Raw genomic sequence first — 20,305 nt, forward strand, 5'->3', positions numbered from 1 at the left:
GTTAGCCTGCGAGTCCGGCCCTCGTAGCTCAGGGGATAGAGCAGCGGCCTCCGGAGCCGTGCGCGCAGGTTCGAATCCTGCCGAGGGCGCAAAGCGATCGAACAACAACCGACGGAGCCGTGCGCGCAGGTTCCAGAACCCCACGGAGGGCGCAGCGGTGGCGCGATCGGCGCCGGGCGGGAGATGAAAGGACCAACCGTGGCTGGACGACTCGCGGGCAAGGTGGCGGCCATCACCGGGAGCGCCAGCGGCTTCGGGGAGGCCGCGGCGCGGCTGTTCGTGGTCGAGGGCGCCCGTGTGGCGCTCGGCGACATCCAGGTGGAGGCCGGGCAGGCGATCGCCGACGACCTCGGCGAGGCGGCCCGCTTCATCCGCTGCGACGTGACCCGGGAGGAGCATGTGGCGGCGCTCGTGGACCTGGCCGTCGACAGCTTCGGGCAGCTCGACGTGATGTACAACAACGCCGGGATCGTGGGCGCCCGGGGACCGATCGACCAGATCCCCGAGGCGGAGTGGCGGTTCACCGTCGACGTGCTGCTACACGGCGTCTTCTACGGGATGAAGCACGCCGCCCGGGTGATGAAGCCCCGCCAGAGGGGTTCGATCATCAGCATGGCGTCCACGGCGGGGGTCATCGGCGGGCTCGGACCGCACGCCTACGCCGCCGCCAAGCACGCCGTGGTGGGGCTCACCAAGAACGCCGGCGCCGAGCTGTGCCGCCACGGCATCCGGGTCAACTGCATCGCCCCCCACTCCATGGCCACGCCGATGGTGGCCATGGCACACTTCGGCGACCCCGACGACATCGACGGCGTACTGGCCGAACTGACCGAGAAGTCGCCGCTGGCCGGGCGACCCGGCCTGGCGTCGGACGTGGCCAACGCCGCCCTGTGGCTGGCCGGCGACGAGTCGGGCTACACCAACGGCCACTGCCTCACCACCGACGCCGGCGTGACCACCGGCTCGAAGGCCGAGGACGCCCCCTACTCCGAACTGCTCCCGATGATCCGCGAGGCGGGCCGCACCGGCCTGTGACCGAACCCGCTCGTCAGCCCGATCGATCCAGCCAGGTCTGAAGGGTCTGGGTGGTCCAGGTGGGGACACCGGTGCCCAGGAGATCGTTGTCGTTCGTCCACACCGCGGCGCTCAGGGCCAGGGCACAAGCAACGACCGGCCAGTCGTCGGGATCTCGCTGCGAGCGCGCCCGCGCCTCCTCCTCGAACGGCGAGTAGACCTCGGCGGCGACGACTGCCAGGTTGTTGTCCACCGCATCGAGGCACAGAATCAACAGGTCGTCCCGTTCAGCCGCAGCGAACCCGGCGGACGCCGCGACGGCACCGATGCGTCGAGGCAACTCAGCATGAACTTCGCCCAGTGTGTGCTCGGGGATACACAGGTCCAAGCGGTGGTCGCTGAGCCGCTCCCTTCCCCTGATCCGCAGTAGGTCGGCCACCAGCACGCTGGTGTCGACCACCAGCAGCATCAGCTCGTTCGGCTCCCGGGGACGACCGCCTCGACGAGGTCCTCCTCGTCCAAACCTGTCCGGTCAAGCACCCGCTGGACCGCTTCGCCGACGCGGTCCAGCGATTGGCGAACCTCCTGGCGGCTTCTCTTGGGTGCCGGAACCGGCACGAAAAAGCCGATCGGCTTGCCGTGGCGTTCGATGCGGATCGTCTCGCCCAGCTTCATCAACGCGGTCGCGTGATCCCTGAACTCCCTGACCCCGACCGAGCGCATCACAGACCTCCACTCGTGTGATCACTACCGTAGTCACAGTATCTCGGCCGGCACGATGCGCGCTGCCCGGACCGGTGACCGCGGCACCCGGCGGTACCATCGACGGCGATGAGCGACACGATGACCGCGCCGGCGGCGCCCGCCCCCAAGCCCCGCTGGACCTACCAGTGGAAGGAGCTCTACGAGGAGGTCATCACCAGCGGGCTGTGCACCGGCTGCGCCGGCTGCGTCATCGCCTGCCCCCACGACGTGATCGGCTACCGCCACGAGCCCGGCCAGTACTACCCGTTCCACCTGGAGGAGGAGCTGGGCCTGGAGGACTGCGTCCACGGCGTGAAGGGCTGCACCTCCTGCACCCGGGCCTGCCCCCGCTTCCGGGCCTGGGAGCCCGAGGCCGACGAGCACCTCTTCGGTCGCCGCCGCAGCGACGACGAGCCCTCGGGCGTCTACAAGGACATCATCCTGACCCGCGCCAGCGACGACTTCGTCTACGAGGTCGGCCAGGACGGCGGGCTGGTGTCGGCCATCCTCATCTGGTGCCTGGAGAACGGCATCATCGACGGCGCCCTGGTGTCGCACCTGGAGGGCGAGGCCGCCGGCTGGAAGGCCATCCCCGGCGTGGCCACCGACCGCGACGAGGTACTGGCCGCCGCCGGCAGCCGCTACACCTACTCGGCCAACACCATGGCGTACCCCGAGGCCGCCGAGCGGGGACTGAAGGAGCTGGCGCTGGTGGGCATGAGCTGCCAGACCTCCATCGGGCCGGTCATGTGGCACCGCAAGGTGGGCAAGGTGGGGCGGCCCATCAAGCTGAACATCGGCCTGCTGTGCTCCAAGAGCTTCGACGACTCGCTGTTCGACGAACTCTTCTGGATCAAGTACGGGCTGCGCAAAGAAGACATCAAGAAGATGAACATCAAGGGCGTCTTCCAGGTGTGGATGCACAACGGCGACTACCACGAGATCAGCCTGAAGGAGTGCCACGCCTGGACCCGGGAGGGCTGCCTGCACTGCCCCGACTTCGCCGCCGAGCACGCCGACATCTCCACCGGCGGCATCGGCGACGTCAGCGACTGGACCCTCACGGTGGTGCGCACGCCGCTGGGGCGGGAGATCATCGTGCGGATGCTGCAGGAGGGGGTGATCGAGGGGCGGCCCGGCGACGCCGACCCGGGCGCCATCGCCCTCATGCACAAACTCTCGGCCAAGAGCCGCCAGCGCTGGCCCGACTGGGCGGCGCCCGAGGCCCGGGTGGGGCTGCCTTCCCGGGGGTGACCGCGGGGGCGGGGCCCCCGCGGGTGTTGGGCAGTCCGGGGAGGGGTCAGCTGCGGGTGTTGGCGGCTCGGCAGTCGGCGAAGATGGCCGAGAGGCGGGCGGCGGTGGATTCCGCGTCTTCGTCGATGATGTTGCCGGCGTCGTCCTTCACGTCGTCGTCGAGCTGCTTGAAGTCCTCGAAGCTGATCTCGGTCCGGACGCGGTCGTAGGCGCAGGCGCAGTACCGCGGGGCCACCGGGCTGATCCGGGGGTCGGTCTCGGCGGCCAGCTCGCAGCCGCTGATGAAGTTGGTCTCGACGGTGTCGTCGAAGGACGTGGGCTCGCCGCCCTCGCCGCAGGCCGCCAGCAGCAGGACCATTGCGGCGCACACGCCCACCAGAGCCAGCCGCGGCCCGCGCACGCCTCGACCCGAACGATCCATGACTGGCGCAGGCTATCCGGCGAGGCGGCGGGCCCGGTCGAAGACGGCGTCCAGCATGTCCTCGGTGAGCCGGCCGGTGAAGGTGTTCTGCTGGCTCACGTGGTAGCAGCAGAGCAGGGTGCGCCCGCCGCCCAGCGGCACCTCCAACCCATGCGCGAAGCGGGGCCGGGGACGCAGGTCCCAGTGCCGCGCCACCGCGGCGCAGGCCAGACCGCCCAGCGCCACCACCACCCGCACCTGCGCCAGCGCCGCCAACTCGGCCGTGAAGAAGCCGCTGCAGGCGGCGAACTCCTCGCCGGTCGGCTTGTTGGCGGGCGGCGCGCACTTCACCGGCGAGGTGACCCAGGCGCCGGTGAGGCGCAGCCCGTCGGCGGCGTGGAGGGCCTCGGGCTGGTTGGCGAAGCCCGCCCGCCACAGCGCCCGGTAGAGCCACTCGCCGGAACGGTCGCCGGTGAACATGCGCCCCGTGCGGTTGGCGCCGTGCGCGGCGGGCGCCAACCCCACCACCAGCAGGCGGGCCTCGGGGTCGCCGAAGCCCGGCACCGCCCGGCCCCAGTAGTCCTCGCCGGCGAAGGCGGCCCGGCGGGTGCGCGCCACCTCCTCCCGCCACGCCACCAGCCGCGGGCACGCCCGACACGCCACCACCTCGGCCTCCAGAGCCCCCAGCCGTTCAGCCGCCGAGACCTGGACCCCTGCAGCGGTCCTGCCAAGCACATCCCCGGCATCTCCGTGCCTGGGCCCCGTCGCGCCACCGGAGGACCTCATCTCCCGGACGCTAACCGGTGCCGTCCGGGGGATGTGACGCTCCCGGCGACCGGGACGTCCCCAACACTCCTACCGTCCCGTAGCTGTCACACCCCTGTAGCTATCATCGCCGCATAGCGTCAAACACTGTCGGGCAAGCACCCCCGCCACCGCCCGACGATCGGGATGAGGCACTGCACCAAGTCCTCGACGACGGGGTCGTTTGGGGGGACGCGGAACTCTGGCTGGAGCGTCTGCCGGCAGAGTCGGTGGACCTGTTCTTCACCTCGCCCCCCTATGCCGACGCTCGGGCTTACTCGCGGATCCACCCGGACAACTACGTCGAGTGGTTCCTGCCCTTCGCCGCGGCGATGCGCGAGGCAACAGGCCCGACCGGATCGTTCGTGCTCAACATCAAGAACCGGGTGGCGAAATCAGGAGAACTGCAGGGCCAGCGTCACCCGTACGTCTACGAGTTGGTGCTCGCCATGCAAAGGATGGGTTGGCGGTGGGTCGAGACGTACATCTGGGCCAAGCCGAACGCCATCCCCGGCCGGTTCGGGCCGCGGACCAAGGACAGCTTCGAGTACGTGTACCACTTCGCCAAAGGGCCCAAGCCGTTCTTCGACCTCGACGCGGTGCGAGTCCCCTACAAGGCCGATCCGGCAGAGATCGCCAGGCGGCTCGGCGACCCCAACGGCCGCAAGAACACCGACGCCGGGTTCGGTCGGGACAGGACCAAGACCTACGGTTGCGGCGGCGCCGATCCGGGAAACGTCATCGCCGTCAGCCAGAGCTACAACCAGCACCACGGTCCGGCAGGACGCCACACCGCCGTCATGCCCGAGGGCCTCGCGGAGTTCTTCGTGAAGCTGGCCTGCCCACCCGGCGGGGTTGTCGTGGACCCGTTTGCAGGGTCGGGCACCACGATGGTCGCGGCGCGCCGCCACGGACGGCGGGCCGGTGGAATCGAGTTGCTCGACGAATACGTCGCCGTGGCGACCGAACGGCTCGCCGACGACTGCGTCCAGGAGGAGTTGGGGCTACTCCGTGTCGCTATCTGACACCGACCGCGCCGCCCTCTCCGCCGCGGGCACAACTCCCGATCCCGTCTCCCGCCAAGGCGTAACGCATCATCGATCTCGCCCGGCCGGCCGAAGAACGTGTCGCTTCACGCCACCGGGGTCCGCCGACGCTTCAAGCGCACATCCACGTCGTAGCCGAACACGCGCGCCACGGCGTGAAGGGTCTCGAGGCGCGGGCTGTGTCCCGCCGACTCGAGACGGGAGATCGCGCTGCGCGGCACTCCTACGGCTTCGGCGAGTTGCTGCTGCGTCCAGTTCCGTTGCTCGCGCAGGGCGCGCAGCTGGCCGACTATCGCGCGCCTCAGTCGCAGCGTCTCGTACTCCGCCTGGATTTCGGCGTCGTCGGCGACGATCTCTTCAATGTGCGCTCGGGCGTTGCTGGCCATGACGGCTCCTCCAATCCGCAAGCCGCCGCCGGGCGGTGGCGAGTTCTCGTCTATCAAGGGTCTGAGACCGCTTTCGCCACGCGTGGAGGAGGACGTATCTGCCTCCAAGTACGGCGAAAGCGATCCGGTGCGAGCGGGGCCGCAGCTCGAAGATGCGCTCGGCGCGGTCGATGATCCGGGATTCGGGCATACGCAGCGCGCTCCCCCGTTCCTCAAGTTCCACAATCAGGTCGAGGATCGCCGCCACGTCGCGCTTGTCCCCCGAGCGCCCAAGTCATTCCACGTAGTCCGCTACAGGCTCGTCGCCTCTGGCCGTCCCGTAGTAGACGACATCCGGCACACACGAAGTGTAGCATATATGTGACAGACACGGCTGGTCAGAGCGGGCGGTATTCCAGCAGCGACGACTGACCTCTCATCGCCACGAACCTCACGTCACACGCGTTGCCGTGGGCGTCTTGGAGACGAAGGATCTCCTCGCCGACGGCGAAGTGGACCGCGCCGGAGCTGAGGGCGCCGTTGACAGCCACGTTGTCTGTGTACAGACACGTACGCCCGTCCCCGTCGAGTATCGGGTCGAGTCGGCCTTCGATGCCCGGCAGGGACCCGGTCCGGTCTTCGAAGATTGCCGAGCCGCCGCCGACCAGCGGCACCAACTCGACGCTCAAGGCGCCCTCAGCCGGAACCCAACCTGTCGATACGTGGGCGCTCAGATCCGGCCCTGCGACGAACACCGTCATCGGCACGTCCTCGGTGTGGAGGTCGAGGCGGGCCACACCCCTCGCGTCGGTCGTCGCGCCGCGTCTCGTGCCGTTGGGAAACAGCGCCAGGACAGCCGCAGCGTCAACCGGGGCGCCCTCGCTGCCGACGATCACCGCCGTGTGGGTGTCGAATCGGCTCAGTGCCGCAGGGAATCTCCCGAGCGGCACCACGTCGACCTCCGACCGAGACTGCTGATTGTCGCCGCCGAAGACAACGGTCCGGGCCGTAATGCCGGGGACAGTCGCGGCGACACGGTGCAACGGCCCGAACCAGTCGGAGGCCACGGTTGCCCCCGACTTGATCTCGACGGCATGGATGCCGCGCCCAGTCTCCTGGAACAGGTCGCATTCCAGCCCGCCCGATTCCCGGTAGAAGCTGAGCCGGGGATGGCGCCCGCGGTTGAAGCTGTGCTTCATCGCTTCGGCGACCACCATGTTCTCGAACAGTTGGCCGCGCAACGGGTGGGTCGCTACTTGGCTCGGTTCACCGATCCCCAGCAGGTGGCTGGCGAGGCCGACGTCGTAGAAGTAGATCTTCGGCGACTTCACCAGCCGCTTTCGAATGTTGGCGAAATACGGCGGCAACAGGAAGGCGATGTAGCTGCGCTCGAGCACGGCCAGCCAATGCCGGACGGTCGTGTGTGTCACCCCCGCGTCCGCGCCTAGCTGTGCCGAGTTGACGAGTTGCCCGACTCGTCCTGCGCACAGCGCCGAGAACCGTCGGAATGCCGAGAGGTCGCCGACGCCGCCCATCCGGCGGACATCCCTCTCGACGTAAGTGTCGAAGTAGTCGGCCAGCGCCTGTCGCGGCTCGAGTCGCTGGTCGATGATGCGCGGGTAGAAGCCCCTGTACGCGATCTCGGCGAACGCATCTGCCCCGCCCGCCCGGCGACTCTCCTCGAACGAGAACGGAAGCAGGCGCAGCTGCGCTATCCGGCCGGCCAGAGACTCGCCGACCGCCTCGTTCAGCTTGAAGTTCTCGCTGCCGGTGAGCACGTACAAGCCGTTCGCGCCGCGGGCATCGGCCGCTTCCTTCAGATACGAGAAGAGCGACGGCACATGCTGGACTTCGTCGATGACCGCCGGCGTGCCGAGGTCGCGCAGGAATCCCCGCGGATCGCGCTCGGCTCGCTCACGGACATCGAGCGCGTCCAAGCTGGCGTAGCTGACCTCAGCGTCGTCGAAGAGGGACTGGCACAGCGTCGTCTTGCCGGACTGGCGCGGCCCGGTCACCGACACGAACGGGTACTGTCGGAACAGTTTCAGTACAAGATCGGCAATCTCTCGACGAATCACAGAGTCATCATAACAACGGGTACGTGTAATCTGAAAGCTCAAGTTTCAGATTACACGCCCCTTCGGGCGTTAGGGGATAGGCGGCCATTACCGACCGAGAATTCCAATCCGCGAATCCCGTCATTCCGGCGGAGGCCGGAATCCAGGCTCCGGCTGCGCGATTCGCGCCACTGAGGCAGGACAGCAACTCCCCTGTTCAGAGCCTATCCGCGCACCCTCTTTGGCGTGTACGAGAGGCGATCTCTCGCGACTCTGCACGACCTACTCGACCTCCCCGACATCGACGCGCTCTGGGCACAGCGTCCTGACGGGGTGCTGCGAGGGATCGCCGAACGCTAGGTTGAGCGGGCGATGGCTGCTGCCCGCCGTGCGGTCACGGTTCTGCTGGTGCGCCACGGCGCCACCGCCACCACCGGGCAGGTGCTGCCAGGGCGGGCGCCGGGGCTGCACCTCAACGAGACGGGCCGGGCGCAGGCCGAGGCCGCCGCGGCGCGCATCGGCGCCCTGGCGGACGTGCGCGCCGTGTACGCCTCGCCGCTGGAGCGGGCCACCGAGACCGCCGCCCCGATCGCCCGCGCCGCCGGGCGGCGGGTCCGCACCGTCGACGGGCTGAACGAATGCGACTTCGGCGACTGGACAGGACGTGAGCTGGCCGACCTGCGGCGCCTCGCCGCCTGGCGGCAGGTTCAGCACACCCCCAGCGGTTTCCGCTTCCCCGGCGGGGAGTCGTTCGCCGAGATGCAGACCCGCGTCTGCGGCACCCTCGCCGACCTCACCGCCCGCCACCGGGGCGGTGCCATCGTGGCGGTCTCCCACGCCGACTGCATCAAGGCGGCGGTCGCCCAGGCGGTCGGCACGCCGCTGGACCTTTTCCAGCGCATCGTCGTCTCGCCCTGCTCAGTCACCGTCATCGCCTACGGCGGCGACGGCCCTCTCGTGCTGACCGTAAACTCCACCGGCGACGACCTGCGCACGTTGCGCCCCGGCTGACCGTCGCACCCCCACCGATCATGCCCTCCTCCTACGAATTCTCAGACGTGGACGGCTTCGCCTGCGGAACCGTCGGGCCCACAGGCCGGCGCGTCTTCTTCCTGCAGGTCCGCGAGGGCGACATCGAGGCGTCGCTGAAGATGGAGAAGCAGCAGGTGGCCGCCCTGGCGAGGTTCCTGAGTGAGATGCTCGGCGACATCGAGCGCAAGGGCAGCGCCGACGCGCCGCCGGACCCGCGGGACGCCGACGCCGGGGAGGCCGACTTCCGCGAGCCCGAGGGCCCCGACTGGATCGTCGGCACCATCGGCGCGGCCTACGAGGAGACGAACCGCCGCATCATCCTGTGGATCGAGGAACTCACCGAGGACGACGAGGACGAGGCCGCCTCGGCGCGCATCGCGCTCCGTCCCGGGCAGGTTGCCGGCTTCGTCCAGCAGGCGAACGCCCTGGTGGCCGCCGGCCGGCCGCCGTGCCCGTACTGCGGGGCGCCCCTCAATCACGACGACGGCTTCTGTCCCTGCTGGAACTGACCCCGCTGCGCCGTGGGCGAATCCCCGATCCGCGCCAGAGGGCCCGTCGCGGACGCCGACGCCGTCGAGCTGCTAGCGACCGGCGAGGTGCGGGTGCTGGGGCGCCTGCCGTGGAGTTCCAACGCCACGTTCCTCGTGGACGTGAGCCCGGGTGAGGACCCCGGCGCCGAGCCGGCGCTGCAAGCCGTCTACAAGCCCGCCCGCGGCGAGCGGCCGTTGCACGACTTCCCTCCGGGGCTGCACAGGCGGGAGGCGGCGGCCTACGAGCTGTCGGCCGCGCTGGGCTGGGACCTGGTGCCGCCCACCGTGGTGCGCGACGGCCCCCTGGGCGCCGGGTCGCTGCAGCTGTTCGTGCTCGCCGACTTCGAGCAGCACTACTTCACGCTGCGGGAACGGCCAGAACTGCACCCCGCCCTGCGCCGGCTCTGCGCCTTCGACATCGTCGCCAACGCCACCGACCGCAAGGGCGGCCACGTGCTGCTGGAAGGCGGCGACCACGTCTGGGCCATCGACAACGGCCTCTGCTTCCACGCCGTCTTCAAGCTGCGCACCGTGCTGTGGGACTTCGCCGGGGACCCGCTGCCCGGCGACGTGCGCGACGGCTTGGGGGTGCTGTGCGAGGACGGGCCGCCGGAGGCGCTGGCCGAACTGCTGGACCCGGCGGAGTGCGCCGCCGTGGCGGTGCGATCGGAGACGCTGCTGAGCGACGGCCGCTTCCCCACCGACCCCTCCGGCAGGCGCTGGCCCTGGCCCGTGGTGTAGTCCAAGGGACCGAAAGGGAACCGAACCGCCGGACAGTCCGCCGGTCCTTGCCGGCCCCGGAAGAAAACGACCCCGCCCCTCGCCGGGGAGTAGCGTCGCCGCCGGAGGCGCGCCGCCATGCGGAACCTGACGGACAAACTCCGCTACAGCAGGGACGACCTCCGCAGCGACGTCCTCGGCGGGATCACCGCCGGCGTGGTGGGGCTGCCGCTGGCGCTGGCATTCGGCGGGGGGTCGGGGCTGGGGGCGGTGGCCGGCCTGTACGCGGCGGTGTCCATGGGGCTGTTCGCGGCGCTCTTCGGCGGCACGCAGACCCTGGTGTCGGGCCCCACGGCGCCCATGACCGTGGCGGTGTCGGTGATCGTGGCCACGCAGGTGGAGAGCATCACCGAGGTGTTCGCCATCGCCATCATGGCCGGCGTGCTGCAGGTGCTGCTCGGCGCGCTGCGGCTCGGGCGGTTCATCGCCTACACGCCGTACTCGGTGATCTCGGGGTTCATGTCGGGCGTCGGCATCATCATCATCCTGAGCCAGACCCTGCCCTTCGGGGGCAGCGCCGTCGTCGAGGGCGGGTCGCTGGGGGCGATCCGCGCCTGGCCCGACCTGCTCGACGGCCTCAACCTCCAGGCCGTCGTCATCGGCGCCGTGACCCTGGCCGTCAGCATCATCTGGCCGACCCGCCTGCGGCGCTGGCTTCCGGCGACCCTCGCGGCGCTCATCGCCGGCACGCTGCTGAGCGTCGCCTGGGGAGGCGACACGCCGATCATCGGCGACGTGCCCCAGGGCTTCCCCACCATCGCCCTGCCGGCGTTCTCGGTGGACCTGCTGGGGCGGGCGGTGCAGCCGGCGATCACCCTGGCGCTGCTGGGCTCCATCAACACGCTGCTCACCTCGCTGATGGCCGACTCGATGACCCGCACCCAGCACGACTCGGACCGCGAGCTCATCGGCCAGGGCATCGGCAATGTGGTCACCGGCTTCATCGCCGGCATGCCGAGCGCGGGGATCACCGTGCTGACCGGGGCGAACATCCGGGCCGGCGCCCGGACCCGGGTCTCGGCGGTGCTGTGCGCGGGGATCCTGCTGGCCATCCTGCTGGGGCTCGGGCGGTTCCTGGAGGTGATCCCCCACGCCGCCCTCGCCGCCATCCTGATGCGGATCAGCTGGGACATCATCGACTGGCGCTTCCTGACCCGCATCCGCCAGATCCAGCGCGAGCACCTCGCCGTCATGGTTGCGACGCTGGCGCTGACGGTGTTCGTGGATCTGCTGACCGCCGTGGCGGTGGGCCTGGTCGTGGCCGGGATGGTGGGGGCGCGCCGCTTCGAGCTGTTCCAGATGGACCGGGTTGTCTCGGTGCCGCTGCTGGACCAGACCTTCCTCTATGCCGACGTGGACATCTTCGACCTCGACGACGACGTGGACATGTTCGCGGCACGCACCGGCATGGTGGGGCTGAAGGGCAACTTCACCGTGGCCTCCTCCCGGAGGCTGATCAAGGCCCTCAGCCAGGACATCGGCGAGCACGAGGTCGTGATCCTGGACTTCTCCGAGACCCAGTACATCGATGACAGCGCCGCGCTGGTCGTGGAGCAGATGATCGACGTGGCCCGCGCCACCGACACCGAGTGCATCGTGATGGGCCTGCACGGCCCGCCGGCGGAGACCCTCCGGTCGCTCAACGTGCTGCGGCACATCCCCGCCGGCCACATCGTGGAGGACCTCGACGGCGCCCGCGAGGTCGCCAAGCGCCTGCTGGACGCCTAACAGGTCACCGACGGCAAATTAGGCTCAGCTCGCTCGCAGAGCGGAGCAGGCGGGTGCCGATGAGGGGGAACTACAACGTCGAAGCCCTTCGGGGCGACGTCTTCGGCGGCCTCATCTCCGCCGTCGTCGGGCTTCCCCTGGCACTGGCGTTCGGGGTTGCGTCGGGTCTCGGGGCGATCGCCGGGTTGTACGGGGCGGTGGCACTGGGATTCTTCGCCGCCGTCTTCGGAGGGACCCGAACCCTCATAGCCGGCCCCACCGGCCCGATGGCCGTGGCGTTCGTGGCGATCGTCACCCACCACGCCGACAACCTCTCCGAAGTGTTCACCGTCGTCGTCATGGCGGGGCTCATCCAGATCCTGCTCGGCGTGCTACGGATCGGCCGGTTCGTCTCCTACACGCCGCACTCGGTGATCTCGGGATTCATGTCCGGGATCGGGCTGATCCTCATCCTCATGCAGACCCTGCCGATGTTGGGGGCGCCCGTCGCCTCCGGCGGTGCGCCGGGGGCCGTCCGTGCGTGGCGCGGAGCGATCGGCGACTTCAACGCCGGCGCATTGGCGGTTGGCGCCATCACCCTGGTGGTCGGCGCGGCCTGGCCCGCCCGGCTGCGTGCCTTCCTGCCGCCCGCGGTGGCGGCGCTGGTCGCCGGGACACTCGCCAGCGTGCTGTGGCCGACCGACATGCCGGTCATCGGCGACGTGCCGGGCGGCGTGCCGGAACTGGCCCTGCCGGCCCTGTCGGCGGATCTCGTGGCACGTTCGGTGGCGCCCGCCCTCACCCTGGCGCTGCTCAGTTCGATCGACAGCCTGCTCACGTCGCTCATCGCCGACGCCATGACGCGCACCCGCCACAAGCCCAACCGGGAGCTGATCGGTCAGGGCATCGGCAACACCGTCTGCGGGTTCATCGGCGGGCTGCCCGGGGCAGGAGCCACGCCCAACACCGTGGTGAACATCCGGGCCGGCGCGCGGTCCCCGGTCGCGGGCGCGCTGTGCGCGGCGATCCTGTTCGGGGTCGTCCTCGGGCTCGGGCGCTACGCGGCAGTGATCCCGCACGCCGTCCTGGCCGGGATCCTGATGAAGGTCGGCTGGGACATCATCGACTGGCGCTTCATCCGGCGCCTTACCCACGTCCAGAGGGAACACCTGCTGGTGATGCTGCTGACCCTCGGCCTGACCGTCTTCCTGGATGTGGTCACCGCCGTGGCAATCGGCCTGATCGCGGCGGGAATGGCAGGCGCCCGGCAGTTCGAGCGCCTGCAACTGGACAGCGTTGTCTCGGTGCCGCTGCTGGACCGGACCTTCCTCGGCGACACCGGCGAGGAGGACCCGTTCGCGGCTCGCGTCGGCCTGGTGGCCCTCAAGGGAAGCTTCACCGTCGCCTCCTCCAACATGATCATCGACAGGATCGGCGCGGAGATCGGCGACCACGAGGTCGTCATCCTGGACTTCTCCGAGACGGTCCACATGGACGACAGCGCCGCCCACATGGTCGGGCAGATGGTCGACATCGCCCGCGACGAGGAGACCGCCTGCATCGTCATGGGCCTCGCCGGGGCGCCCGCCACGACGATGGAGGGGCTCGACGTGCTGGCGCACATCCCGGCCGACCAGATCGTCGAGGACCTCGACGAGGCCCGAGAAGCGGCACGACGGCTGATCGGCGCCTGACGCCTCACACTTGTCGAGCGGCATCCCGGCGGGCGCCGGCCCCCTACTCGTCGTCGTTGAAGATCTCCTCGGGGACGACCACGAACTCGGGGTAGGCCTCGATGCCGAGCTCGCCGACGTCCTGGCCGAGCTGCTCCACCTTCCTGGAGACCCGCAGGCCGATCGTCATGTCGATCAGCTTCCACACGACGAAGGAGGCGGTGAACGAGAAGGCGCCGATGGTCACGACGCCCAGAAGCTGCGTGCCGAAGCTTGCGCCGCCGGCGATGCAGGCGGCGATGGTTCCCCAGATGCCGCAGATCAGGTGGGCGGGGATGGCCCCGACCACGTCGTCCAGCCTCATCATCTCGAGCGCCTTGATGCCGGCCGTGCAGAGGATGCCGCCGATTGCGCCGATGACGATCGCCCACCAGTGCTCGGTGATGTAGGGCGCGGCGGTGATGGACACCAGGCCGGCGATGGCGCCGTTGAGGCCGGCGATGAGGTCCATGCGTCCCAGCAGCCTCTTGGAGACGGCGAGCGCCGACACGACGCCGGCGGCAGCCGCCAGGTTGGTGTTGACCAGCACGACGCTCATGCTCACGGCGTCGGCCGCGCTGCCCAGAGCCAGCACGGACCCGCCGTTGAAGGCGAACCAGCCCATCCAGAGGATGAACACGCCGAGAGTGACGATCAGCACGTTGGAGGGTGGCGTGGGCCGGGCCGTGCCGTCGGGGCGGAACTTGCCGAGCCTCGGGCCGATGATCATGACGCCCGCCAGCGCCGCCCAGCCGCCGGTGCTGTGGACGATGGTGGAGCCGGCGAAGTCCACGAACCCCCGCTCGGCCAGCCAGCCGCCGCCCCAGGTCCAGGAGCCGACGATCGGGTAGATGAAGGCGGTGAGGATCAGCGTGAACGCGAAGAAGGACCACATCTTGATGCGCTCGGCGATGGCCCCGGACACGATCGAGGCCGCCGCCGCCACGAAGACCATCTGGAAGTACCAGTCCGACATGACCGAGTAGCCGTTGTCGACCACCGACCCGACGGCGCCCTCGTCACCGCCGAGCAGCGCAACCTCGCTAGCCGACGACTCGTACAGGAACCGGAAGGAGCCGACGGCGTCGCCCACGTCGACGTACATGATGTTGTAGCCGATGAGGTAGTAGGCGATGCCGGCGATGGAGAAGATCCCGATGTTCTTCAGGCAGATCATCGATGCGTTCTTGGTGCGCACCGAGCCCGCCTCGAGCATGGCGAACCCCGCCGCCATCCACATCACCAGCACCCCCCAGATGAGGAATGCGAAGGAGTTGAGGATGAACTGGGCTGAGACGTCGATCACAGCGCTCCCTCCCTGCTGCCAGACGATCGGGTCGATCTCGCGCCGGCCGCGGCCGCGGATCCCGGCGGGGACGTTAGCAGTCGTCTCCTCGCCTCTGCTTGCCCCTCAAGCGCCGCCCACAGGCCCCTCTTGGGCCTGCGACAACCGGGGAGGGTGGGGGACGCCGGAGTCGAAGTCCGGATCGATTACGAGGCGGGAGCCGGACTCGGCACCGGCGGCGCCTGCCCGGTCAGCCGCGGGCCTGCAGGGCTTCGATGAGGCGGGGCAGCACCTGGTGGACGTCGCCGACGATGCCGAGGTCGGCCACCCCGAAGATGGGGGCCTCGGCGTCCTTGTTGACGGCGACGATGTTGCGGGAGTTCTTCATCCCCACGAGGTGCTGGGTGGCGCCGGAGATGCCGCAGGCGATGTAGACGTCGGGCTTGACCACCTTGCCGGTCTGGCCCACCTGCTGGGAGTAGGGAACCCAGCCGGCGTCGACGATGGCGCGGGAGGCCCCCGCGGCGCCGCCCAGCAGGCCGGCGAGCTGCTCGATCATCTCGTACTTGCCGGCCTCGCCGAGGCCACGGCCGCCCGAGACCACCACGGCCGCCTCGTCCAGCTTGGGTCCCGTGGACTGCTCGGCCTGGCTGCCGATGACGACTGCGGCGCCGGCGGCGCCGCAGTCGGCGGCCGGCAGGTCCACCAGCTGCGCCGGCGGCCCGCCGGTCGGCTCGGCCTGGAACGACTTGGGGCGGATGAGGAAGATCTGCGGGCCGCCGGCGCCGGCGAAGCGGGTGTGCACGTTGGTGGTGCCACCGAAGACGGGCTCGATGCCGATCAGGGCGCCGTCGCTGACCGCCAGTTCGGTGACGTTGGTGACCACCGGGGTGTCCAGGCGGGCCGAGAGACGGCCGGCCACGTCGCGCCCGTCGTAGGTGGTGGCCGCCAGGATCACCGCCGGCGGGTCCTCGGCTGCGGCCACAGCCTCCGCCAGCGAGGTCGCCAGCAGCGGGCCGACCAGGGCCTCGTCGGGACGCTCGAGATAGCGCAGGGCGGAGGCGCCGTGCTCGCCCGCCGCGGCGCTCACCGCGTCGGGGTCGCCGCCGGCGCAGACCGCCTCGACGCGCTCACCGAAGCGGCGCGCCGCCGCCAGCAGCTCCTGGGAGATCGACGCCACGCCACCGGGGGCGGGCTCGACGTGCACCCAGACGGTTCCGACACCCATGGCGACCTCCCTAGAGGACCTTGAGTTCTTCCAGGAACGCCACGATGCGCTCGTGGCCGTCGCCCTCGTCGTCGACGATCTCGCCGGCCTCGCGGGCGGGCACGGGCGCCACCTCGACGATCTCCTGGCGGGCGCCGGCCCAGCCGACCTGGCCGGCCTCGATTCCCAGGTCGGCGATCCCGAGCCGGTCGGCGGGCTTGTTCTTGGCCGCCATGATGCCCTTGAAGGAGGGGTAGCGGGGCTCGACCACACCGGCGGTCACCGACAGCACCGCCGGCAGCGGGCAGACGACCTCGTCGTAGCCTTCCTCGGTCTGGCGCTGGACGGTCACCTCGCCGTCGCCGAGGTTGACCGACTTGGCGAAGGTGACCGACGGCAGGCCCAGCAGTTCGGCGATCTGAGCGGGCACGGTGCCGGTGTAGCCGTCTGTGGACTCCGTGGCCGTCAGGATCAAGTCGGGCTCGGCTCGGCGCATCGCCGCCGCCAGAACCTTGGCGGTGCCGAGGGCGTCGCTGCCGGCCAGAGCCTCGTCGCTGACGAGGATGGCCCGGTCGGCCCCCATGGCCAGGGCGGTGCGCAGCCCGCCGAACTCCTCGTTGGGCGCCATCGAGACCACGATCACCTCGCCCTCGGTGGCCTCGGCCATCTGCAGCGCCATCTCGACGCCGTAGGAGTCGGACTCGTCGAGGATGAGCTTCTCGTCGCGGACCAGGGTGTTCGTATCCGGATCGAGCTTGCCGGGGTTCGCCGGGTCGGGGATCTGCTTCACACAGACTGCGATTCGCACCGTCAGAGTCTGCTGCTCGGCCAACCCGATTACAACGCGCCTCGGTGGCCGCCCGGGTGGACGCCGCCGGTGCCGTGATTGTGGTCGGCGAGGACCGCAGCGCTAGCGTCGCGGGACGGGCCGGGCTCTGGAGAGGAGCCGAACCTGAAGCTGCTTCTGATCGTCAACCCCTCCGCGTCCTCGGTGTCGCCCCGGACCCGGGTGGTGGTGAACCGGATCCTGTCGCGGAGCCACGACGTGTCGGTGGCGATCACGACGAGGCGCGACCACGCCACCGCCCTGGCCCGCCGGGGTGTGGAGCGGGGCGCCGAGGCGGTGGTGGTGCTCGGGGGGGACGGCACCCTGAACGAGGCCGCCAACGGTCTCGTCGGCTCCGAGGCGGCGCTGGGGGTGCTGCCGGGCGGCTCCACCAACGTCTTCGCCCGCACGCTGGGGCTCCCCGACGAGCCGATCGACGCAGCCGAAGCGCTCCTGGGCGCCCTGGACAGCGGGGCGATCGAGCGCGTCGGCCTGGGGGCGGTCAACAACCGCCACTTCCTGTTCCACGTGGGCCTCGGCTTCGATGCCGCCGTGGTGGAGCGCGTCGAGCGGCGCAGCGACCTGAAGCGCACCCTGAACCACGCCCTGTTCGTGTACGCCACCGCGGTCACCTGGCTGCGGCACATCGACCGGGACGAGCCGTACTTCGCCCTGGAACTCCCCGACGGCCGCCGCATCGAGGACGGCTGCTTCGCGGTGTGCCTGAACACCAACCCGTACACGTACCTGGGCACGCGGCCCCTGAATCTGGCGCCGCGCGCCTCGCTGGGCGAGCCGCTGGTGCTGCTCTCGGTGCGCGACTTCACCGGGCCCGGGCTCGGCCGGCTGGTGATGCAGGCGCTGCGCAGCGAGGGCGGCGTGGCGGCGGGCGGCGAGGTGGACTACGCCGAAGGGGTCACCGATCTGCGGGTCGTCGGGCACCGCCCGGTGCCGGTACAGGTGGACGGGGACTTCGCCGGGCGGCTCATGCAGTTGCGCCTGACCTGGCGACCCGAGGCGCTGCGGCTGGTGCTGCCCTTCGGCTACTGAGACCCGCCCTCGGCGGTGACCTGCTCCAGGATCGCCCGCACCTTCGGGCAGTCGTCGGTGATGATGGCGTCCACGCCGAGGCGCACGAACTCCTCGACGGCGGCGGCCTCGTTGACCGTCCAGACCCACACCGCCACCGACGCCCGGCGCGCCCGGCGCAGCAGCGCCGCGTCCACGGTGGCGTAGTAAGGATGGATCGCCACGTGCCCGGAGGCGGCGGCGCGGTCGGGGCCCTGCAGCACCCGCACGGGGTCGAACATCAGCAGACCCGTGGCCAGCCGGTCGTCGACCTCCCGGATGCGTTCGATTGTGGTGGTGTTGAAGGACGAGATCATGACCTCGTCGTAGGGGCGGTAGGCCGAGACGAGGCCGGCGACGGCGGTGGCGATGGTGTTGTCGCCGTCGTAGCCGGGCTCGTCGGGATCGTTCTTGATCTCCACCAGCACGCCCATGCCCTCGCAGGCCTCGAAGGCCTCGGCGAGGGAGGGAACCCAGTCGGGCAACTCGTCGAGGGGGGTGTCGGCGACGAGCCTGCCGTCGGGCAGGTGGGCATCGTGGTGGGCGACCAGCACGTGGTCAACCGTGCGCCGCACGTCGAGTTCGACCCAGTCGGCGCCGAGCCGGCGCGCCAGCCGGAACGCCTCGGCGGTGTTCTGGCGGACACCGGTCGAAGCGCCGCGGTGCGCCACCACCAGCGTCATCGGCCCGCCCCGGCGACGGCGCGGCGCGGCCGCTCGTCGTTTCCACATGTGTGCGCCACAGCCCTCCCTCCGGCCGGTCCCGCCAAGTCACTGACAGGTTGTGCCCAAGCTTCCCACAGTCGATCTTGAACTTTCCACAGGCGATCGTTATCGTTACGGCCTACCCGCCGGCGCGACCGACGACGTTCGCGCCAACCGTATCCACCAGCCTGCAACCGGGAGAGCGAGTTGGCACTCACCTTGCCTGCGGCGTCGCCGGGCGAAACCGACTGGCGAACGCTGGCCGCCTGCCGGAACACAGACCCTGCTCTGTTCTTCCCCATCGGGACCACCGGTCCGGCCGTCGAGCAGATCCAGAGCGCCAAGGCCGTCTGCGGCCAGTGCCCGGCCCGCGAGCCGTGCCTGGACTTCGCCATGAGCACCCGCCAGGACTCCGGCGTGTGGGGCGGCATGACCGAGGACGAGCGCCACCGGCTGCGACGCCTCAGCCGGGCCTGAGCGCCCCGGGGCCCGGCCCCGGCGAATCAGCGCCGGTCGATCAGCTCGGTCGACCAGCTCAGTCGATCAGCTTCAGGCCCGGGTTGTAGCGCCGCGTCGGCGCCAGCTCCACGTCGACCGCCTCGGCGATGGCGGCGAAGGCCCGGCCCGCCTCGCCGTCGGGGTCGAGCGCGGCGACCGGCCGGCCCGAGTCGCCACCGGCCCGCAACTCGGTCACCAGCGGCACCTGACCCAGCAACGGCACCTCCAGGCGGCGGGCCAACTCCGCGCCACCGCCGGACCCGAACAACTCGTAGCGCTTGCCGTCGTCGCCGGTGAACCAGGACATGTTCTCGATGACGCCCTTGGTGGTGAGCTGCACCCGCTTGGCCATGAAGCCGGCCCGTTGCGCCACGCTGAGCGCGGCCGGCTGGGGCGTCGTCACGATGTACACCTCGCTGCGGGGCAGGTACTGCGACAGCGAGATGGAGATGTCGCCTGTGCCCGGCGGGAGGTCCACGAGCAGGTAGTCGGGGTCGTCCCACCACACGTCGGTGAGAAACTGCTCCAGCGCCTTGTGCAGCATGGGCCCGCGCCAGATGACCGGCTGATCCTCGGCGGCGAAGAACCCCATGGAGATGCAACGCACCCCGTGGGCCTCGGGCGGGACGAGCATCTCGTCGATGACCACCGGGCGGCGGTCGATGCCCAGCATCCGGGGGATCGAGAACCCCCACACGTCGGCGTCCACCACCGCCACGCTGCGACCGCGCGCCGCCAGGGCGACCGCCAGGTTGGTGGTTACCGAGGACTTGCCGACGCCGCCCTTGCCCGAGGCCACCAGCAGGGAGCGCGTGCGGCAGGCCGGATCGGCGAAGGGGATGGCGCGGCCCTCGGCGTGACCGTGGGCGGGGCCCGAGCCGGCCGTGGCCGCAGGGTCGCCGATGAGGCGCTCCCGCAGGGCGGCGCGCTGGGCGTCGGTCATCACGCCCAACTCCACCCGGACGTCGCGGACGCCCGGCAGGGCACTCACCGCGGTCGAGACCCGGTTCGTGATCTCCGAGCGCATCGGGCAGCCCTCGATGGTGAGAGCGACCTCCACCTCCACGACGCCCCGCGGCGAGATGCGCACGTCACCGACCATGTCCAGCTCGACGATGCTGCGGTGCAGTTCGGGATCGTCGACCCCGTCGAGGGCCTCGAGGACCTGCTCGTTCGTGGGCACCTTCGTGGCGGGCACGGGGACCTCCAGCGTCGCCGCCGGCGCCATCGACACCGGTGACCGCAGGCTAGCGGCGCGCCCCGCCATTCCCG

21 protein-coding genes and 1 tRNA gene are annotated in these 20,305 nt (G+C 70.4%); 11 read left to right on the plus strand and 11 right to left on the minus strand.

The window, feature by feature from the left end; all coding sequences use genetic code 11:
* The first annotated feature begins 17 nt into the window (after nt 1-17).
* Both OXG55_03685 and OXG55_03690 read left to right on the plus strand, forming a co-directional pair.
* Nucleotides 18-89: transfer RNA gene (locus tag OXG55_03685), tRNA-Arg, on the plus strand.
* A gap of 109 nt (nt 90-198) precedes the next feature.
* Nucleotides 199-1,035: an SDR family oxidoreductase gene (locus OXG55_03690; protein ID MCY4102356.1), complete on the plus strand. Its 837-nt coding sequence runs from the start codon at nt 199-201 to the stop codon at nt 1,033-1,035.
* 13 nt (nt 1,036-1,048) lie between these two features.
* Here the strand turns inward: OXG55_03690 and OXG55_03695 are convergent, their stop codons facing one another.
* Both OXG55_03695 and OXG55_03700 read right to left on the minus strand, forming a co-directional pair.
* Entirely contained in the window at nt 1,049-1,483 is a 435-nt protein-coding gene (locus OXG55_03695; protein ID MCY4102357.1) for a PIN domain-containing protein, read from the minus strand.
* The gene (locus OXG55_03700; GenBank protein ID MCY4102358.1) at nt 1,483-1,740 is read right to left on the minus strand and encodes a hypothetical protein; all 258 of its coding nucleotides are present in this window, start codon (nt 1,738-1,740) and stop codon (nt 1,483-1,485) included. The genes OXG55_03695 and OXG55_03700 overlap by 1 nt, the downstream gene beginning before the upstream one ends.
* 105 nt (nt 1,741-1,845) lie before the next feature.
* Between OXG55_03700 and OXG55_03705 the strand changes: the two genes are divergently transcribed.
* Nucleotides 1,846-3,012, plus strand: coding sequence for a Coenzyme F420 hydrogenase/dehydrogenase, beta subunit C-terminal domain (locus OXG55_03705; GenBank protein ID MCY4102359.1), 1,167 nt, complete (start codon nt 1,846-1,848; stop codon nt 3,010-3,012).
* A 46-nt stretch (nt 3,013-3,058) separates the two neighbouring features.
* Here OXG55_03705 and OXG55_03710 read toward each other — a convergent pair whose 3' ends face one another.
* Nucleotides 3,059-3,412, minus strand: coding sequence for a hypothetical protein (locus OXG55_03710; GenBank protein ID MCY4102360.1), 354 nt, complete (start codon nt 3,410-3,412; stop codon nt 3,059-3,061).
* Nucleotides 3,413-3,445: 33 nt separating this feature from the next.
* A complete protein-coding gene (locus tag OXG55_03715; protein MCY4102361.1) occupies nt 3,446-4,147 on the minus strand; it encodes a uracil-DNA glycosylase in 702 nt (233 codons plus the stop codon).
* A 299-nt stretch (nt 4,148-4,446) separates the two neighbouring features.
* On the opposite strand from OXG55_03715, the gene OXG55_03720 reads away from it, so the two are divergent.
* Nucleotides 4,447-5,241 (plus strand): site-specific DNA-methyltransferase, encoded by a 795-nt coding sequence (locus tag OXG55_03720; GenBank protein ID MCY4102362.1) that lies wholly within the window; start codon nt 4,447-4,449, stop codon nt 5,239-5,241.
* 107 nt (nt 5,242-5,348) lie between these two features.
* Here the strand turns inward: OXG55_03720 and OXG55_03725 are convergent, their stop codons facing one another.
* Both OXG55_03725 and OXG55_03730 read right to left on the minus strand, forming a co-directional pair.
* Entirely contained in the window at nt 5,349-5,648 is a 300-nt protein-coding gene (locus OXG55_03725; protein ID MCY4102363.1) for a helix-turn-helix transcriptional regulator, read from the minus strand.
* Nucleotides 5,649-6,025: 377 nt separating this feature from the next.
* Entirely contained in the window at nt 6,026-7,705 is a 1,680-nt protein-coding gene (locus OXG55_03730; GenBank protein ID MCY4102364.1) for an ATP-binding protein, read from the minus strand.
* A 351-nt stretch (nt 7,706-8,056) separates the two neighbouring features.
* On the opposite strand from OXG55_03730, the gene OXG55_03735 reads away from it, so the two are divergent.
* From OXG55_03735 to OXG55_03755, 5 genes are all read left to right on the plus strand, one after another.
* Nucleotides 8,057-8,695, plus strand: a complete 639-nt coding sequence (locus tag OXG55_03735; GenBank protein ID MCY4102365.1) for an MSMEG_4193 family putative phosphomutase — start codon at nt 8,057-8,059, stop codon at nt 8,693-8,695.
* 47 nt (nt 8,696-8,742) lie between these two features.
* Nucleotides 8,743-9,225 (plus strand): DUF3090 family protein, encoded by a 483-nt coding sequence (locus OXG55_03740; protein ID MCY4102366.1) that lies wholly within the window; start codon nt 8,743-8,745, stop codon nt 9,223-9,225.
* A 12-nt stretch (nt 9,226-9,237) separates the two neighbouring features.
* Nucleotides 9,238-9,987 (plus strand): SCO1664 family protein, encoded by a 750-nt coding sequence (locus tag OXG55_03745; GenBank protein ID MCY4102367.1) that lies wholly within the window; start codon nt 9,238-9,240, stop codon nt 9,985-9,987.
* 117 nt (nt 9,988-10,104) lie between these two features.
* Nucleotides 10,105-11,754: a SulP family inorganic anion transporter gene (locus OXG55_03750; protein ID MCY4102368.1), complete on the plus strand. Its 1,650-nt coding sequence runs from the start codon at nt 10,105-10,107 to the stop codon at nt 11,752-11,754.
* Between the two features lie 59 nt (nt 11,755-11,813).
* Complete coding sequence (locus OXG55_03755) at nt 11,814-13,427, plus strand: SulP family inorganic anion transporter (protein ID MCY4102369.1); 1,614 nt, start codon at nt 11,814-11,816, stop codon at nt 13,425-13,427.
* Nucleotides 13,428-13,470: 43 nt separating this feature from the next.
* On the opposite strand, the gene OXG55_03760 is transcribed toward OXG55_03755, so the two are convergent.
* From OXG55_03760 to OXG55_03770, 3 genes are all read right to left on the minus strand, one after another.
* Nucleotides 13,471-14,751, minus strand: coding sequence for an ammonium transporter (locus OXG55_03760; GenBank protein MCY4102370.1), 1,281 nt, complete (start codon nt 14,749-14,751; stop codon nt 13,471-13,473).
* Between the two features lie 229 nt (nt 14,752-14,980).
* Entirely contained in the window at nt 14,981-15,958 is a 978-nt protein-coding gene (locus OXG55_03765) for an electron transfer flavoprotein subunit alpha/FixB family protein (GenBank protein MCY4102371.1), read from the minus strand.
* A gap of 10 nt (nt 15,959-15,968) precedes the next feature.
* Nucleotides 15,969-16,745 (minus strand): electron transfer flavoprotein subunit beta/FixA family protein, encoded by a 777-nt coding sequence (locus OXG55_03770; GenBank protein ID MCY4102372.1) that lies wholly within the window; start codon nt 16,743-16,745, stop codon nt 15,969-15,971.
* Nucleotides 16,746-16,823: 78 nt separating this feature from the next.
* Between OXG55_03770 and OXG55_03775 the strand changes: the two genes are divergently transcribed.
* A complete protein-coding gene (locus OXG55_03775) occupies nt 16,824-17,813 on the plus strand; it encodes a diacylglycerol kinase family protein (protein ID MCY4102373.1) in 990 nt (329 codons plus the stop codon).
* Here OXG55_03775 and OXG55_03780 read toward each other — a convergent pair.
* Nucleotides 17,807-18,514: a glycerophosphodiester phosphodiesterase gene (locus OXG55_03780; GenBank protein MCY4102374.1), complete on the minus strand. Its 708-nt coding sequence runs from the start codon at nt 18,512-18,514 to the stop codon at nt 17,807-17,809. The genes OXG55_03775 and OXG55_03780 overlap by 7 nt on opposite strands.
* 240 nt (nt 18,515-18,754) lie before the next feature.
* Between OXG55_03780 and OXG55_03785 the strand changes: the two genes are divergently transcribed.
* The gene (locus OXG55_03785; GenBank protein MCY4102375.1) at nt 18,755-19,012 is read left to right on the plus strand and encodes a WhiB family transcriptional regulator; all 258 of its coding nucleotides are present in this window, start codon (nt 18,755-18,757) and stop codon (nt 19,010-19,012) included.
* A gap of 58 nt (nt 19,013-19,070) precedes the next feature.
* Here the strand turns inward: OXG55_03785 and OXG55_03790 are convergent, their stop codons facing one another.
* Entirely contained in the window at nt 19,071-20,261 is a 1,191-nt protein-coding gene (locus tag OXG55_03790; GenBank protein ID MCY4102376.1) for a P-loop NTPase, read from the minus strand.
* Nucleotides 20,262-20,305 lie beyond the last annotated feature (44 nt).

The organism is bacterium (assembly GCA_026708055.1).
Classification (GTDB): domain Bacteria; phylum Actinomycetota; class Acidimicrobiia; order Acidimicrobiales; family CATQHL01; genus VXNF01.